The 15,818-nt window shown below is 68.3% G+C and carries 14 protein-coding genes; 10 read left to right on the forward strand and 4 right to left on the reverse strand.

Going from position 1 to position 15,818, the window contains the following annotated elements:
* Positions 1–1,424: Y-family DNA polymerase (locus ENSA5_RS14150; protein WP_106392234.1), on the reverse strand; the 1,424-nt coding region annotated here is incomplete at its 3' end.
* A gap of 62 nt (positions 1,425–1,486) precedes the next feature.
* On the opposite strand from ENSA5_RS14150, the gene ENSA5_RS14155 reads away from it, so the two are divergent.
* The 3 genes from ENSA5_RS14155 to ENSA5_RS14165 all read left to right on the forward strand — a co-directional run bounded on the left by ENSA5_RS14155 (position 1,487) and on the right by ENSA5_RS14165 (position 5,979).
* Positions 1,487–2,503 (forward strand): endo alpha-1,4 polygalactosaminidase, encoded by a 1,017-nt coding sequence (locus tag ENSA5_RS14155; RefSeq protein WP_106392235.1) that lies wholly within the window; start codon positions 1,487–1,489, stop codon positions 2,501–2,503.
* 125 nt (positions 2,504–2,628) lie between these two features.
* Positions 2,629–4,938, forward strand: coding sequence for an FG-GAP-like repeat-containing protein (locus ENSA5_RS14160; protein ID WP_106392185.1), 2,310 nt, complete (start codon positions 2,629–2,631; stop codon positions 4,936–4,938).
* Positions 4,939–5,103: 165 nt separating this feature from the next.
* Entirely contained in the window at positions 5,104–5,979 is an 876-nt protein-coding gene (locus tag ENSA5_RS14165; protein ID WP_258182846.1) for a hypothetical protein, read from the forward strand.
* Positions 5,980–6,147: 168 nt separating this feature from the next.
* Here ENSA5_RS14165 and ENSA5_RS14170 read toward each other — a convergent pair whose 3' ends face one another.
* Positions 6,148–6,738 carry a hypothetical protein gene (locus ENSA5_RS14170; protein ID WP_106392186.1) on the reverse strand — a complete coding sequence of 197 codons (591 nt, stop codon included), beginning with the start codon at positions 6,736–6,738 and terminating at the stop codon, positions 6,148–6,150.
* A 454-nt stretch (positions 6,739–7,192) separates the two neighbouring features.
* Here ENSA5_RS14170 and mdh point away from each other — a divergent pair, with 454 nt between their 5' ends.
* The 4 genes from mdh to ENSA5_RS14190 are packed head-to-tail and all read left to right on the forward strand — an operon-like array spanning position 7,193 to position 10,826.
* A complete protein-coding gene (gene mdh, locus ENSA5_RS14175; RefSeq protein WP_106392187.1) occupies positions 7,193–8,155 on the forward strand; it encodes a malate dehydrogenase in 963 nt (320 codons plus the stop codon).
* A gap of 17 nt (positions 8,156–8,172) precedes the next feature.
* Positions 8,173–9,369 carry an ADP-forming succinate--CoA ligase subunit beta gene (sucC, locus tag ENSA5_RS14180; RefSeq protein WP_106392188.1) on the forward strand — a complete coding sequence of 399 codons (1,197 nt, stop codon included), beginning with the start codon at positions 8,173–8,175 and terminating at the stop codon, positions 9,367–9,369.
* The gene (gene sucD, locus ENSA5_RS14185) at positions 9,366–10,241 is read left to right on the forward strand and encodes a succinate--CoA ligase subunit alpha (protein ID WP_106392189.1); all 876 of its coding nucleotides are present in this window, start codon (positions 9,366–9,368) and stop codon (positions 10,239–10,241) included. The genes sucC and sucD overlap by 4 nt, the downstream gene beginning before the upstream one ends.
* Before the next feature lie 12 nt (positions 10,242–10,253).
* Positions 10,254–10,826, forward strand: a complete 573-nt coding sequence (locus ENSA5_RS14190) for a PepSY domain-containing protein (RefSeq protein WP_106392190.1) — start codon at positions 10,254–10,256, stop codon at positions 10,824–10,826.
* A gap of 320 nt (positions 10,827–11,146) precedes the next feature.
* Here the strand turns inward: ENSA5_RS14190 and ENSA5_RS14195 are convergent, their stop codons facing one another.
* Both ENSA5_RS14195 and ENSA5_RS14200 read right to left on the reverse strand, forming a co-directional pair.
* Complete coding sequence (locus ENSA5_RS14195) at positions 11,147–11,467, reverse strand: hypothetical protein (protein WP_146155693.1); 321 nt, start codon at positions 11,465–11,467, stop codon at positions 11,147–11,149.
* A gap of 284 nt (positions 11,468–11,751) precedes the next feature.
* Entirely contained in the window at positions 11,752–12,219 is a 468-nt protein-coding gene (locus ENSA5_RS14200; protein ID WP_106392192.1) for a hypothetical protein, read from the reverse strand.
* Between ENSA5_RS14200 and ENSA5_RS14205 the strand changes: the two genes are divergently transcribed.
* From ENSA5_RS14205 to ENSA5_RS14215, 3 genes are all read left to right on the forward strand, one after another.
* On the forward strand, positions 12,212–13,915 hold the full coding sequence (locus ENSA5_RS14205) for a hypothetical protein (protein WP_106392237.1): 1,704 nt from the start codon (positions 12,212–12,214) through the stop codon (positions 13,913–13,915). The genes ENSA5_RS14200 and ENSA5_RS14205 overlap by 8 nt on opposite strands.
* 63 nt (positions 13,916–13,978) lie before the next feature.
* The gene (locus tag ENSA5_RS14210) at positions 13,979–15,139 is read left to right on the forward strand and encodes a ferritin-like domain-containing protein (RefSeq protein WP_106392193.1); all 1,161 of its coding nucleotides are present in this window, start codon (positions 13,979–13,981) and stop codon (positions 15,137–15,139) included.
* Positions 15,140–15,192: 53 nt separating this feature from the next.
* Positions 15,193–15,768 (forward strand): PepSY domain-containing protein, encoded by a 576-nt coding sequence (locus ENSA5_RS14215; protein ID WP_106392194.1) that lies wholly within the window; start codon positions 15,193–15,195, stop codon positions 15,766–15,768.
* Positions 15,769–15,818: the final 50 nt, after the last annotated feature.

Consider the following 15,818-nt stretch of genomic DNA (forward strand, 5'->3'; position numbering starts at 1 on the left):
CCACTAGCCCGAAACGGCCCATCAACCCGCCCCACAACCCCAAATTCCGCATCAACAACCCACCCATCCGGCTCCCTCCGCGCCCGAGCCCCCAACTGCCGAGGCCGGTTGAGCAAGCGCCGAACCCGCGGCGGACACTCCCCTTCAACCGCCATGTTCCGCCGCTCCGGAAAGCGCACATGCGCGGTCGGAACCCAACCCAGACGAGCCTCGGGCAGATGCGCCGCCCGCAGCTGCGGTCGCGTGATTGCGTCAGCCCCAAGCGCAGCGCCCAGGCGGGCGAGCGCCCGATCTGCGGCCTCCAGATCGCGCCGAAGCTGCGCACGAAACAGCGCAACCTGGCGGGGATCCGTGCACTGCCCCTCGATCTCTAGCTCGAAGGCCTCGACGCCCGCGGGCAGATCGATCGCGTTGATCCGCAGGCGCAGGAGATCGAGCACCTGCATGGTGTCGAGGGTTGGAGCCGCGGGCTCGAGGCGCTGATCATGTCCTTCGGAGTGGTCGAGTTTCAGGCGCAGGTGCAGAGCCGACATCGCCGAGCCCCGATCTGCGAGCTGCCCGAGCAGGCGCTCGAGCACGGGCTTGATGCGAAACAGCAGCCGCGTGACGTCGGCCTCGGGCGGATCGACCTCCACGCGCTCACGGACCGGGTCGACGAGCTCGCGGGCCTGCATCGGCGCCCAGTGGCCGTCGCTGCCGCGCTGATGCAGGCGCTCGGCTTCGACGCCGAAGCGCACGCGCAGCTCGGGCCCGGGCAGGGCCATGAACTCGCCGAGGGTCCGCACCCCGAGGCCGGCGAGGTCGTCGCGCAGGCGCGGGGAGATAGCGAGGCGATCGAGGGGCACGGCGGCGGCCATTCGGGCCTCGCGGCGTCGATCGGCGATGACCCACGCGCTCGTGCGATCGCTGCGGGCACCTTGACCCCGGGCGATCGCGTGACAGCGAAAGCGATGAAAGCCGACGATGACCGTGGCCGCGAAGCCGGCCGCGCTCAGGGCCTGCTGCATCGCCATGGCCCACGCGCCGAGATCCCCCCACAGCAGGACCATGCCCGAGGGGTCGACCCAGAACGTGTCGGCCTGCGCGAGCTCGCCGGGCTCGACCCGCGGAGAGAAGTTGAGCAGCACGGCGAACAGCTCGGACACGGCTCGCTCGATGCGCTCGGCCGGGACGACCGACGCCCGCAGCTGCGGTGCGAGGCTGCGCGCGGCCGCGAAGCGCATGCCGGACAGCACCCGCGACCTTCGGGCGTGCTCGTTGACCCACAGCAGCTTGGCTTGGGGGCGGTCAGCTTCGACGACCGCGACGGGGTGCTCGCGCCAGTCGGGGTGATCGAGCAGCAGCAGCTGCAGTGGTAGGGCAGGGAGCTCGACACAGGCCACGCGCTCGCCCTCGTTTGCCTTCGACGCCCGGGCCCGAGACATGATCCTGTATACTGAACGCGCTGCCAGTGTTCAAGGGCACGGATGCCGGGCACCGTGGTCGCATGTCCGTGCGCGCTCTTGTGACCTTATCCCTGGCTTTCGCGTCCCTCAGTCTCGCCGGTTGCACCGAAGACGGTGCGGGCGAGGGTGCTGACCAGGCTGGTGATGGTGACGGCGACACGACCGGCGACGAGGATTCCGGTGGCGACGGTGACGGCGACTCCGGCGACGGCGACGGCGACGGCGACTCCGGCGATGGCGATGGCGATGGCGACGGCGACTCCGGCGATGGGGATGGCGATGGCGACTCCGGTGATGGCGACGGCGATGGCGATGGCGACTCCGGTGACGGCGACTGCGCGACCTGGTGCCCGACCCCCGGCACGAGCTGGCAGTGGCAGCTCTCGGGCAACCTCGACACCACCTTCGACGTCGAGGTCTACGACATCGATCTCTTCGACACCCCACCTGCAACGATCGCCTCGCTCCATGACGACGGCCGCGCCGTGATCTGCTACTTCAGCGCCGGCTCCCACGAGGACTGGCGGCCCGACGCCGACCAGTTCCCGCCCGCGGCGATCGGCGACCCGCTCGACGGCTGGCCCGGCGAGCGCTGGCTCGACATTCGCGACGCCGAGGTCCGCGCGCTCATGCAGGCCCGGCTCGATCTCGCCCAGAGTGCGGGCTGCGACGCCGTCGAGCCCGACAACGTCGACGGCTGGACCAACCCGACCGGCTTCGACCTCAGCGCCGACGACCAGCTCGACTACAACGCCTTCTTGGCCGCCGAGGCTCACGCGCGCGGGCTCTCGATCGGGCTCAAGAACGACCTCGATCAGGTCGACGCGCTCGTCGACCAATTCGACTGGGCCCTGAACGAAGAGTGCATCGCCTACGATGAGTGCGAGCTCCTCCAGCCCTTCCTCGACGCCGGCAAGGCCGTGTTTCACGTCGAGTATGTCGACGACCCCGCCGACGGCCCCGCCGCAGCCGACACGGTCTGCGGTCAGGTCCCGGCCGGGTTCTCGACCCTGATCAAGCTGTGGGATCTCGACGCCTGGCGCCTCGAGTGCGCCTGAGCGAGGGCCGGGGCAACCCCGCCGCGCGCGGTCGCGTCTGCAGTCCTCCTCGCGCAAGCGCGTGTTCGGCGCTGCTCGGCCGGGAAGACACTTGAGGGCCGCCGCCGCACGTGGTCCTTTGGGGCATGCGCCGTAGTTGTCTTGCGTCCGCCTTCGTCCTGCCTTGCCTCGCGCCTTGGGTCCTCGCCTGCAGCGACAACGGCAACGCCGAGGGCGACACCGAGGTCGGGATCACCCAGGGCACCGAGGAGTCCGGGTCGAGCGAGTCGGGCGAGTCGGGTGAGACCGACGGCGAAGAGGCGGGCGAGACCGTCGGCGATCCCGACCTCCCGCCCGAGTGCGAGCCGGCCTGCGAGGATCAGCAGCAGTGCATCGACGGCGCCTGCTGTGACGAGGCGGCGATCTGTGCCGGGGTCTGCTGCGCGGGCGAGGAGGTCTGCTCGTTCTCCGAGTGCGTGATCCCGGGCGACGAGTGCATCGACGCGACCGAGTGCCCCGAGGGCGACTACTGCGAGTACAGCCTCGGCGAGTCCGGCGGGGCCATGGACATGTGCCAGGGCGGGAGCGTGGCCACGGGCAAGTGCCTGCCGAGCCCGCCGGACTGCCCGCCCGGCGAGCGGCCCGAGCCCGACGAGGAGCTGACCTGCCTGCCGGTCTGCGAGTACATGCCCGAGACCAACTTTGCGCCCGAGCTCAAGTTTCAGGTCCCCGATCTCCACGTCATGATGTCGCCGATCGTCACCCAGCTCGACGACGACAACTGCGACGGCCTCGTCGACGAGCGCGACATCCCCGAGATCGTGTTCTCGAGCTTCTTCGAGGGCGACTACAACAGCAACGGCACGCTCCACGCGGTCTCGATCGTCGACGGCCAGCTCGTCGACAAGTGGTCGGCCAACCCCCAGGCCCCGCAGATCCACCCTGGCGTCGAGCTCACCGCGGGGGACGTCGGCGGGATGCCGGGCAGCGAGATCTTCGTGTGCACCAACACCGGCCAGGTCCGGGCCTTCAACCCCGACGGCAGCGAGCTGTGGATCTCGTCCTACACCGGCGGCTGCCTGATGCCCTCGCTCGCCGATCTCGATCATGACGGCCAGGTCGAGCTCGTCGTCAAAGGCGGGGTCCTCGACGCGGCGACCGGCGCGACCGAGGCGACCTTCGGGATCACCCAGGTCACCGTCCAGCCGATCGACCTCGACGGCGACGGGACCCTCGAGATCGCCGGCCCGCAGGCGGTCTACGAGGCCGACGGCACGCTCCTGGGCATGACCGGCGTGACCGGCAGCTGGACCGCGGCCGCCGACCTCGACCTCGACTTCAACCCCGAGATCATCGTCGCCGAGTTCAGCTCACACCGCGTCCACATCTATCACTGGGACCAACAGACCGAGCAGATCGTGCTCGATCGCCAAAATTTCGACATCAACGGCCCGCTGTCGCCGGATCTGTGCCCGCCCGGGAGCTCGGGCAACACCCGCGGTGGCGGGCCGCCGACGGTCGCCGACTTCAACGGCGACGGGACCCCCGACGTGGCGATCGCTGGCGGGGTCGGCTACGCGGTGCTCGACGGGACCAAGATAATGGATCCGATGGTCGCCGACGTCGACGCGTTCTTGTGGATCTCGCAGACCCACGACTGCTCCTCGGCCCAGACCGGCAGCTCGGTGTTCGACTTCGACGGCGACGGCTCGGCCGAGGTCGTCTACAGCGACGAGCGGTACCTGCGGATCTATCGGGGCACCGACGGCGAGGTCCTGTGGCAGACCTGCAACACGACCGGGACCCTGCGCGAGCTCCCGGTCGTCGCCGACGTCGACAACGACGGCCACGCCGACATCGTCGTCGTGTCGAACGACTACTCCTCGATCACCTGCGAAGACACCAAGCAGACCGGCGTGCGGGTGTTTGGCGACGAGCAGGGCAAGTGGGTCCGGACCCGGCGGATCTGGAATCAGCACCACTATCACGTGACCAACATCAACGAGGATGGCAGCGTGCCGACCCAGGAGATGGCCAACTGGCTCAGCGAGGGGCTCAACAACTTCCGCCAGAACGTCCAGCCGCAGGGAGAATTCTCCGCGCCCGACCTGGTCGTCGACATCCAGACCCGGTGCCTGGGCGGCTACGAGGTCGTCGCCCGGGTCCGCAACATCGGCCAGGCGTCGGTCCCGGCCGGGGTCAAGGTCGGCTTTTATGACGGCGATCCGGCCATGGGCGGCAGCCTGATCGGGCAGGGCGTCACGACCAAGGTCCTGTACCCGGCCGAGGCCGAGGACGTGGTCCTCGACGGCGATCTGGTCCCGCAGGCGATCAAGGACGGCGATCAGGAGCTGTGGGTCGTTGTCGACGACGGGATGCCCGAGCACCCGTGGCACGAGTGCCGGACCGACAACAACGTTCACCACGAAGACGCGGCCTGCGAGGTGATTGGTTGAGGGCGGGGCTCCCGGACTCAGAAGGGGGCGCCGGGTACCCTTGGGCTTGGGGGAGCCCCGCGTGGTTTCGCGCGAACGAGAGAGGGGGCTGGGCGAGGGCTGCGCCGAACGCATTGCCGTTTCGAGGGGGCATCGCCCGCCTTGCTTTGACGTAGACTGCCCCCGATGCGCACGACACCTGTTCTTGTGGTTCTTTCATTCGCTCTCACGTTCGGGTGTGGCAAGAAGGTCGAAGACCCCGGCGCCGACGACAGCGCGGATGAAAGCGAGACCGACGGCGGCGACGGCGACGGCGACGCGACTCCCACCGACGGCGACGGTGACGGCGACCCCGGCGACGGCGACGGCGACGAGGGCTTCGTGCCGATGAACGACACAATCTCGGTCACCGACTGCGACCCCTTCGCGCAGGACTGCCCCGCGGGTGAGAAGTGCGTGGCCTATGCCAGCACTGGCGGGACCTGGGACGCCAACAAGTGCGTGACCGTCACGGGCGCGGGCACGATCGGTGATCAGTGCACCTACGCTGGCGCGGCGGAGGGCACCGATGACTGCGACGAGAACCACGTATGTTGGAACGCGCTCGACGTCGATGGCGTGCTGGTCGGGACCTGCTTCCCCTTCTGCACGGGTGGGGCCGACAACCCGTCGTGCGAGGACGCCAGCCAGAGCTGTCGCGTCGTCAACGACGGCACGATCGCCGTGTGCTTGCCGAACTGCGATCCGCTCCTGCAAGAGTGCGACGACGGCCTCGGCTGCTACTGGAGCGGCGGCAGCCAGACCTTCCAGTGCATCATCACCGCCGGGGGCATCCCGACCGGCGAGCCCTGCGGCTTCAACAACGACTGCAACCCCGGTCACTTCTGTGCCGACGCCGCGTCGCTCGAGACCTGCAACGGCTCGGCCTGCTGCGCGACCTTCTGCGACGTCACCGAGGATCCGAGCACCTGCGTGGCGCCGCTCGAGTGCGTCTCGTTCTTCGAAGAGGGCGTCGCGCCGCCGCTCTACGTCGACCTCGGCCTCTGCATTTTACCGCTGTAGACTCGACGCTCCCGCGAGTCGCGCGGAACCAAGTGTTCGAGCACGCGGGACTAGCAGCCCGGGCTGCTAGCAGCCCGGGGTGCTAGACCTGAATCTTCAAGGGGCCTTTTCGAAAGGCCCCTTGAAAACTAGACCCAGAGTCGCTGACGGCGGTGGGGTCATCGACACTCACCAACGGAGGGCGTAGGTGCAGGCCTGCGCGCCCTGGCGTCGGCACTCGCTACCGACGTGCTCGGCGATCGTGCGGGGCTCGAAGCGCCGGGCCATCGTCGTGACGATGCCGAGGTCGAACTCGCACGGGTAGGGGGTCACGCAGGTCATGAGGATGTGGGCGTCGCCGACGCGCTCGTAGCCGTAGTGACCGATGCCCTCGAGCATGGTCTGCGAGGCCGGGTCGTACATGACCTGGCCGTGACGGCGATGGTTGAGGTGGTAGGCGACGTCGATCGACTGGAGGGCCGTGTGGACGTCGACGGGCGAGGCGGGGAACACCGCGTTGTTCGGGATCTCGGCTCCAATGTTGAACAGGATCTCGGTCCCGAAGCGCTCGTCGACCTCGCGCAGGGCGTCGAGCCAGGCTTGCTGCGAGTACCAGCTGTCGAGATCGACTTCGGTCGCGCCTAGGTCCCCGCAATCGACCAGGCCCTGGCGGCACAACATGCGGTCGACGATCGAGCGCAGCGGGCCGAAGCCCCCGATCGCGGCCATGACCGCGGCGCCCAAGATCTCGATGTGCGGTTCGAAGGCGCGATACTGCATCCGCGCGGAGGATAACGCCTCCGGGCGTGCGAGGCCGCGCGCGCGAGGGCGCGCTCGCGTGCGCGCTAGCCGGCGAGCGCGCGCGAGCTCGGCTGCCCAGCGGCGCCGCGCGCATCGCCGCCGCGCGCATCGCCGCCGCGCGCCGGGGCCGTCGAGGTGTCGAGGTGTCGAGGATGCTGCGCTGGATCGGCGGCGCGATCGCTCGGTCGAGCCTGGCTGCGGACGCTGCCGCGTCGTCCTCGACCTCGACCTCGTTGAGGTGTACGGGCAGGGGCGAAGGCGAGGGCGCCAGGCCGCGGTTGTTGCCGAATCGATCGGCTCAGACAAGGACCGCGGCCGCCCGGCCCTGAGCGTCCCTCAGCGGCCGAAATCCGCGGCTTGGATCCAGCTATGGACGGCCCGCCGAGCCAGCCGGTATACCCGCCGCGCTCACTCCACGAGCGCATCGAACCTCATGTCACGCCGCAACAAGATCACTGTCATCGGAGCTGGAAACGTCGGAGCGACCACCGCCCACTGGGCCGCGTCGCGCCACCTCGGGGACGTCGTCCTCGTCGACATCAAGCCGGGCATGCCCCAGGGCAAGGCCCTCGACCTCGCCGAGTCCGGGCCGCCGATGGGCTTCGACCTCAACCTGTCCGGGACTCAGGACTACGCCGACACCGCGGGCTCCGACGTGGTCGTCATCACCGCCGGGGTCCCGCGCCGCAAGGATCCCAAGACCGGCGAGTACACCAGCCGCGACGAGCTGATCGAGACCAACCGCAAGATCGTCGGGGCCGTGACCAAGGGCGTGGTCGAGCACTCGCCCGACGCGGTCCTGATCGCCGTCGCCAACCCGCTCGACGCGATGTGCCACGTGACCCTCCACGAGTCGGGCTTCCCCAAGCAGCGGGTCATCGGCATGGCCGGGGTCCTCGACACCTCGCGCTACAAGACCTTCATTGCGATGGAGCTCGGCGTCAGCGTCGAGGACATCCACGGCATGGTCCTCGGCGGCCACGGCGACACCATGGTCCCGCTCCCGCGCCACACCTCGGTCGCCGGGATTCCGCTGACCGAGCTCCTGCCCAAAGACAAGATCGACGCGATCATCCAGCGGACCCGCAAGGGCGGCGGCGAGATCGTCGGGCTGCTCGGCTACTCGGGCTACTACGCGCCCGCGGCCTCGGCCTGCGTCATGGTCGAGTCGGTCGTCCGCGATCGCAAGCGCGTGCTGCCCTGCGCGTGCCTGTGCGAGGGCGAGTACGGCTACGACGGCCTCTACCTCGGCGTGCCCGCGGTCATCGGCAAGGGCGGCGTCGAGAAGATCATCGAGATGGAGCTCAACGACGAGGAGAAGGCGATGCTCGACATCTCGGCCAACGCCGTCCGCGACGTCGTCAAGCTGCTCCCCTACACCTCCGCCGCGAGCTGACGACACGAGGACAAACCATGAAAATTCACGAGTATCAGGCGAAAGATCTGCTGCGTGACGCGGGCGTACCCGTGCCGCGGTCGCAGGTCGCGTTCACGGCCGAAGAGGCCCGCATCGAGGCCCAGAAGCTGATCGAAGAGACCGGCAGCGAGGTCGTCGTCGTCAAGTCGCAGATCCACGCGGGCGGCCGCGGCAAGGGTCGGTTCAAGGAGCACCCGGAGCTCGGCGGCGTCAAGGTCGTCAAGGGCGCGGCCGCGGCCAAGGACGCGGCCGAGAAGATGTTCGGCAGCACCCTGGTCACGATCCAGACCGGGCCCGAGGGCAAGGTCGTCAAGCGCCTGCTGATCGAGCAGGGCATGGACATCGCCCGCGAGCTCTACCTCGCCGCGACCCTCGACCGCGACACTGGCCGCATCACGATCATGGCCTCGACCGAGGGCGGCATGGACATCGAGGAGGTCGCCGCGACCTCGCCCGAGAAGATCATGCGCGTGCAGGTCGACCCGGCGTTTGGCTTGCAGGGGTATCAGGCCCGCGCGATCGCCTACGGGCTTCGCCTCGAGGGCAAGACCGCGCGCAAGATGGCGGGCTTCCTCGACAAGCTCTACAAGGCCTACGTCAAGCTCGACTGCTCGCTCCTGGAGATCAACCCCTTGTTGATCACCGGCGGCGGCGACGTGATCGCGCTCGACGCCAAGGCCGACTTCGATGACAACGCGCTGTATCGGCACAAGCACATCGAAGCCCTCCGCGACGAGGACGAAGAGGATCCCGCGGAGCTCGAGGCCAAGAGCTGGGACCTGAGCTACGTCGCGCTCGATGGGACGATCGGTTGCATGGTCAACGGCGCTGGCCTGGCCATGGCGACCATGGACATCATCAAGTACTTCGGGTCCGAGCCGGCCAACTTCCTCGACGTCGGCGGCGGCGCGACCGAAGAGCGGGTCACGGCCGCGTTCAAGATCATCACCAAGGATCCCAACTTGAAGGGCATCCTGGTCAACATCTTCGGCGGCATCATGAAGTGCGACACGATCGCCCGCGGCGTGATCGGGGCGGTCAAGGAGGTCGGCCTCGAGGTCCCGCTGGTCGTGCGCCTCGAGGGCACCAACGTCGAGCTCGGCAAGAAGCTGCTCGATGAGAGCGGACTGAAGATCACCTCGGCAGGCTCGCTGCGCGACGCCGCCCAAAAGATCGTGGAGATGACCAAATGAGCGTGCTCGTCGACAAGAACACCAAGCTGCTCGTCCAGGGCATCACCGGCAAGACCGGTGCCTTCCACGCCGGGCTCTCGATCGAGTACGGCACCTCGGTCGTGGCCGGGGTCGTGCCTGGCAAGGGCGGATCCAAGGCCTGCGATGACCGCGTGCCCGTGTTCGACACGGTCGCCGAGGCCGTCGAGAAGACCGGCGCCAACGCCTCGGTCGTGTTCGTGCCGCCGCCCTTCGCGGCCGACGCGATCATGGAGTCCGTCGCGGCCGAGATCCCGCTGGTCATCGCGATCACCGAGGGCATCCCGGTCAACGACATGATCGTGGTCAAGCGCTTCTTGGAGGGCAAGAACTCGCGCCTGATCGGGCCCAACTGCCCCGGCGTGATCACTCCGGATCAGTGCCGGATCGGCATCATGCCCGGCTACATCCACAAGCCGGGCAAGATCGGCGTGGTCTCGCGCTCGGGCACGCTGACCTACGAGGCCGTCCACCAGCTGACGACCCTCGGGCTCGGCCAGACCACCGCGATCGGCATCGGCGGCGACCCGGTCAACGGGACCAACTTCGTCGACTGCCTCCAGCTGTTCAACGAGGACCCCGCGTGCGAGGGCATCGTCATGATCGGCGAGATCGGCGGCGCGGCCGAGGAGGCTGGCGCGGCGTTCATCAAGGAGCACGTCAAGAAGCCCTGCGTCGGCTTCATCGCTGGCGTCTCGGCCCCGAAGGGCAAGCGCATGGGCCACGCCGGGGCGATCATCTCGGGCGGCAAGGGCACGGCCGAGGCCAAGCTCGAGGCCCTGCGCGACGCGGGCGTGAAGATCGCCGACACGCCTTCGGACATCGGCTCGGCCATGGCCTCGCTGATCGGCTGAACGCGCTCTTCGATGCAAGGCGCCCGATCGTGGTCGATCGGGCGCTTTTGTGATCTGGGCTCAGATCAACTACGAAGGACCACGGAGCTGACCCTGGCCGTCGCGCGCAAGTCACTGTTCAAGCTGCACAACGCCGTCGGCCTCGGCGTCCTCGTGTTGGTGTTGATCAGCGCGGTGACGGGCGCGGTGCTCAGCTTTCGCGGGCAGCTGGGCTACGTGCCGCCGAGCGCTCCGGTCGTCGCGGACCACCTGCCGCTCGAGCAGATCATCGCGCGGGCCGAGGCAGCGGGGGACGGCTCGCCCGCGACCGACGTCCAGCTGGCCCTCGAGCCCGAGGATCCCTACCTCGTGTGGCTCGACGACGACGCCGAGACCGAGGTCTACCTCGACGGGGCCGGCGAGGTGCTCGCGACCCGCGAGGGGCGGTGGGGGCTGACGCGGATCCTGTTTCAGATCCACACCGGGGAGCTGCTCGGGCTCTTTGGTCAGGCGCTGATGGTCGCCGCGGCGCTCGGGCTGTGCCTGCTGGGGTGGTCGGGCTTTGGGATGTGGCGCTCACGTCGTCGGCCCAAGGCGCGCGACTGAGGGGCGGGGACGTCGAGATCCGCGATCGGGGTGGGCGGAGGATGGATCGGTGCGTCGCGAATGTGCCCCGAGGACGGACGCGACATGGATGGGGTCGTCGTCCGCGCGTCCGCGGACGGACGCGACCTCGATGGACTCGTCTTGCGCGCAGCGCGTGGTTCACGGATCCACGCGTGGCAGAGCCCCTCGTGGCGTTCCAGGCAAACCTCGACACCGTCGAGAGACGATCGGTGCGCGCAACCTCGAGCGGCCCACTTACCAACCGCTGCTGCCCTCGCGGATCCCTCAGAGCATCAACATCTGAGCTCAGGCGGCCGATCTCACGGTCGGGCGACCGCGGTGAGCCTGAGCTCGTACTCGACCGACTCGCCGTCCTTGCGCAGCAAGACCCCGAGCGAGCCCGCGTCAATGCGGCAATCCCCGCGGATGGTCTCTCCGGCGAAGCTGCACACCGCGTCCTCGGCTGTCACACTCGCCTCGTCTGCGAGGTCGATCGCGTGATCGAACAACAGAACCTCCACCCTCGCGCTCGCGCTCAACTGCACGTGCACGGTCCCGTCATCCGCGACGAGGAAGTGATGTCGATGGACGCCCGCGAGCTCGCGCGCCCCTTCGAACAGCACCACAGGCTCGGTACCCAAGGCCTGGCCCTCTCGCCGACAAGCACCAGCAACGCACAGCAGCGTGAGCAGTGCCGCTACGAGTCGGAGAGTCACGGCCCCCCCTTGTACTGCGTTTCAGAGCCCGCTTGTAGTGGGGTGTTCGACGGCGATGTGGCGCAAAGTAAAGACTGCTAGGGTCTCCGACGGGGTGCGGAGTTTCGCAATGATGGCGCGGACTTGGCACGCACCCCGTTGGAATTGCTTGGGTTTCTCGTGCCGTTGGTTCCGGGGGGTTCCGCGGTGGGGAGCGGGTAGGTGCAGGTTCACAGCACATCCGCAGCACCAACTCTCGGCGTCTGGATGGCGGACGAGCTCAGCGGTGAGGCCACTCGTGGGCCTGGCTGATGCAACGGGTCTTCGCGCATGAGGTCCTGGTCTGCCAGCGCTGCAAGGGCGACATGCGCCTGGTGGAGGTCATCAACGACAGCGACGAGATCGCGCGCGCCCTCGCCGAAGCTCGAGCCTGGCCCCACCGTCTGTGGCCTCGCGGACAGCCTCTCACACGTGACAACGCTCGCCGAAGCAGGCTCGCGCCACATGCGCGACGTCAAATTGGTGCTTCGGCGGCCTTGAGCGCCGCCGCGCACGAGGTCCCGGACCAGATGGTGATAGAGTTCGTCAGTGTCGAGGTCGTTGAAGTTTCTCGCGCATTTTTCCTCGCTAGCCGTCATCGTGCCGCTGTCGGCGTTCTCGAGCGCGTGCTCGGACGGTCGGGCGGGGAGCGTGTGCACGTCGAGCGCCGACTGCTCGGTCGACCTCGTCTGCGTCCACGCCAGAGGCGCGACCTCGGGCATCTGTATCGAACCCGACGAAGACCACGGCGCGCTGCCACCACCGCCATCGGGAGGTGGCCTGGCCCTGACGGTCAACAGGGACGTCGACATCCTGTTCGTGATCGACAACTCGGGGTCGATGGGCGAGGAGCAGGCGATCCTGGCCGACAACTTCGGCAGCTTCATCGCGGTGCTCGAGGCCGAGGGCGTCGAGGCCAACTACCGCATCGGCATCACCACCTCCGACAGCGGCAACCCCTCGTGTCCCTCGGGTGTGACCACCCCGGAGGCCGGTCAGCTGGTCCTGTCGTCTTGCAAAGATCGCATCGGGGAGTTCACCTTCAACAACGGCGAGATCGACGTCACTGACCTCGCCTGCAACGACATCTGCACGCTGAGCGCCGCAGAGCTCGAGATCCTGCCGACGACCACCGACGTCGACAGCAACGCCGTCCCGCGCCCGTGGCTCGAGAACATCGAGGGCAGGAAGAACATCCCCGAGGCCACCGACGTGGGCGAGGCCTTCAAGTGCTTCGGCCCTCAGGGCATCAACGGCTGCGGCTTCGAGTCGCAGCTCGAGTCGATGTACCTCGCGCTGACTCGTGCCCAGGACTCGAACGAGGCCAGCTACGGATTTCTCCGCGCCAACGCGATCCTCGCGGTCGTGGTCGTGACCGACGAGGCCGACTGCTCGTACAACAAGTCCTACTCGGAGATCTTCGAGCAGGACGGCAACCGCGTGTTCTGGTCCGATCCCAACGCGTCCTTCCCGAGCTCGGCGGTGTGCTGGAACGCTGGCGTCACCTGCACGGGTGACCCGAACAACTACGACTCCTGCAATCCAGTCAACAAGGACGTCGACGGCAACGAGGACGTGAGCGAGGCCAACGCGGTCCTCCACCCGCTGAGCCGCTATGTGGGCCTGCTCGACGGCCTCGAGCAGGAGAAGCAGCAGCTCAACGCGGACCAGGAGGTCATCGTCGCCCTCATCGGTGGTGTGTCCAGCGACGGCGCGCCCTTCTACGCCGACGTGAGCACGACGGACCCGGCGTTCCAGAGCGACTTCGGCATCGGGCCGGGCTGCGAGGCGCCCAATCCTTTCGATCCCGACCAGCCCGTTCAGGCCGTCCCGCCGGTTCGTCTGCGCGACGTCGTCGAGGACTTCACGCCGGGCAACATGTTCTCGATCTGCAATGACGACTATTCGGACGCGCTCGTGGCCATCGCCGCGAAGATCCGCGACGAGATTCAGCCCGCTTGCTACACCAAGTGCGTCAGGGACACGGACCCCGCCACCGAGCTCGTCGATCCCGTGTGCACGGTGCAAGAGGATCCGCCCGGCAACGACAACACGATCCTCGTCGAGGAGTGTGAGCGGGACGGCGGCGGCGCCTACGTCATCAATCCGACGACCAACGACTACACCATGCCCGCGGCCGACGCGAACATCTGCTACGCGCTGCTGACCGACGCGACCATGTTGACGCCGTCGACCGCTGACGACATGTCGGATTCATGCGCCGAGCACAACTTCAACCTCGAGTTCGAGATTGCGCGCCGACCCGGCTTCCCGGCCGTCGGTGGCACCTCGATCTCGGCGACCTGCAGCCTGGTCGATTTCCCCGAGGTGACCTGTCCAGGCATTGGCGGCTGAGCCACCGCCGCCCTCATGACGATGCAAAGCCCGAACCTCACACAGTCCTTCAAAGCTGCAATCATGGTCGCCCTCGGGCTCACGGCGTCGACCCTCGTCGGGGCCGGAGGCTGCGCGGATCGAGCGGGGCACGCGTTGTGTGTCGACACCGAGGTCGACTACGCGACCTGCGGGGACCTCCCGGATCCGGGCCCCGAGGGGCCCGATCCAAACGACCTCGACGTGCGCTTCGTAGAGGTTTGTTTCGACGGCAGCGAGGGCTGTGATCCCTGCGCTGCCGAAGCGATCACGGGCGCGGCCGTCGAGCGGCTCAATGGCCAGTGCGAGGTGGTTGACATTCAGCACGTGACCTTGACCTGTGGTCCCGACCCCGACCCCACGGTCGAAGACTGCTGCTACAAGGTTCGGTTGGAAGGGGACTTCTCCTGCGGGGTCGAGGGGCGCCCGCTGCTCGCCGGCGCCGAGCTGACTCCTCGAGTCGCAGCCTTGCAGACCGGCGACGCCTGGCTCGCGGGCACGGACCGCTTCGAGGGGCTCCGCCGGCCGCAGGACCCCAACACGGTCGAGGTCTTGCGCACCTACTGGCTCCGACGCGCGAGCTACGAACATGCTTCGGTCGCGGCCTTCGCCCGAGTGAGTCTGCAGCTGTTGTCGCTCGGGGCACCGGCGGGCTTGCTTCGTGCGACGCAGGAGGCGATGGCCGACGAAGTCCGGCACGCGCGACTGAGCTTTGGGTTGGCCGCGTCCTATGGTGGCGCGCCGCCCTCCGAGGCAGGCCCCCTGCGCATCGATGGAGGGGTCACGACGGGGATGGAGCTCCAGACCGCGCTGCGCGAGGCCATCTTCGATGGTGCGCTGGGCGAAGGCGCCGCGACCATCGAGGCGCTCGAGGCCGCTCGATCGTGCGACGACCCGGTCGTGCGCGACGTCTTTCTGCGCATCGCGCAGGACGAGCAGCGTCACGCTTTGTTGGCCTATCAAACGGTGAAGTGGGCTCTGGTCGCCCACCCTCGGCGCGCGCGCGAGGTCGTTCGTGATTGTCTACGCGAGGGCCACCTCCGCGCGACCCCGCCAGCAGCCGAGCTCGGCGCTGCCGAGGACGACGCCCTGCGCCGCCACGGGCTGGTGGCATCCAACAGGCGAGCGTGGATCCGGCACGAGTCATGGAGCGGGGTCGTCGCGCCCATACTCGCGACTATGTTGGCTTCGGGTTTGCGGTACTAGCAGCTAGCAGCCCGGGGGCTATGGCCTCGCTGATCGGCTGAACGCGCTCTTCGATGCAAGGCGCCCGATCGTGGTCGATCGGGCGCTTTTGTGATCCGGGCTCAGATCAACTACGAAGGACCACGGAGCTGACCCTGGCCGTCGCGCGCAAGTCCCTGTTCAAGCTGCACAACGCCGTTGGGCTCGGCGTCCTCGTGTTGGTGTTGATCAGCGCGGTGACGGGCGCGGTGCTCAGCTTTCGCGGGCAGCTGGGCTACGTGCCGCCGAGCGCTCCGGTCGTCGCGGACCACCTGCCGCTCGAGCAGATCATCTCGCGGGCCGAGGCAGCGGGGGACGGCTCGCCCGCGACCGACGTCCAGCTGGCCCTCGAGCCCGAGGATCCCTACCTCGTGTGGCTCGACGACGACGCCGAGACCGAGGTCTACCTCGACGGGGCCGGCGAGGTGCTCGCGACCCGCGAGGGCCGGCGGGGGCTGACGCGGATCCTGTTTCAGATCCACACCGGGGAGCTGCTCGGGCTCTTTGGTCAGGCGCTGATGGTCGCCGCGGCGCTCGGGCTGTGCCTGCTGGGGTGGTCGGGCTTTGGGATGTGGCGCTCGCGTCGTCGCCGGGTCAAGACCCGCGGTTGACGTCTGGGCCGAGAATGATGGGAGACGGGCCTGCGGGACCCGACGGGGCC

It is taken from the genome of Enhygromyxa salina, assembly GCF_002994615.1.
Classification (GTDB): domain Bacteria; phylum Myxococcota_A; class Polyangia; order Nannocystales; family Nannocystaceae; genus Plesiocystis; species Plesiocystis salina_A.

Bases quoted from the DNA above. Each gene is read 5' to 3' on its own strand.
- ENSA5_RS14155 (WP_106392235.1), top strand. From the start codon at position 1,487: ATGTCCGTGCGCGCTCTTGTGACCTTATCCCTGGCTTTCGCGTCCCTC.
- ENSA5_RS14160 (WP_106392185.1), top strand. From the start codon at position 2,629: ATGCGCCGTAGTTGTCTTGCGTCCGCCTTCGTCCTGCCTTGCCTCGCG.
- ENSA5_RS14165 (WP_258182846.1), top strand. From the start codon at position 5,104: ATGCGCACGACACCTGTTCTTGTGGTTCTTTCATTCGCTCTCACGTTC.
- ENSA5_RS14170 (WP_106392186.1), bottom strand. From the start codon at position 6,738: ATGCAGTATCGCGCCTTCGAACCGCACATCGAGATCTTGGGCGCCGCG.
- mdh (WP_106392187.1), top strand. From the start codon at position 7,193: ATGTCACGCCGCAACAAGATCACTGTCATCGGAGCTGGAAACGTCGGA.
- sucC (WP_106392188.1), top strand. From the start codon at position 8,173: ATGAAAATTCACGAGTATCAGGCGAAAGATCTGCTGCGTGACGCGGGC.
- sucD (WP_106392189.1), top strand. From the start codon at position 9,366: ATGAGCGTGCTCGTCGACAAGAACACCAAGCTGCTCGTCCAGGGCATC.
- ENSA5_RS14190 (WP_106392190.1), top strand. From the start codon at position 10,254: ATGCAAGGCGCCCGATCGTGGTCGATCGGGCGCTTTTGTGATCTGGGC.
- ENSA5_RS14210 (WP_106392193.1), top strand. From the start codon at position 13,979: ATGGTCGCCCTCGGGCTCACGGCGTCGACCCTCGTCGGGGCCGGAGGC.
- ENSA5_RS14215 (WP_106392194.1), top strand. From the start codon at position 15,193: ATGCAAGGCGCCCGATCGTGGTCGATCGGGCGCTTTTGTGATCCGGGC.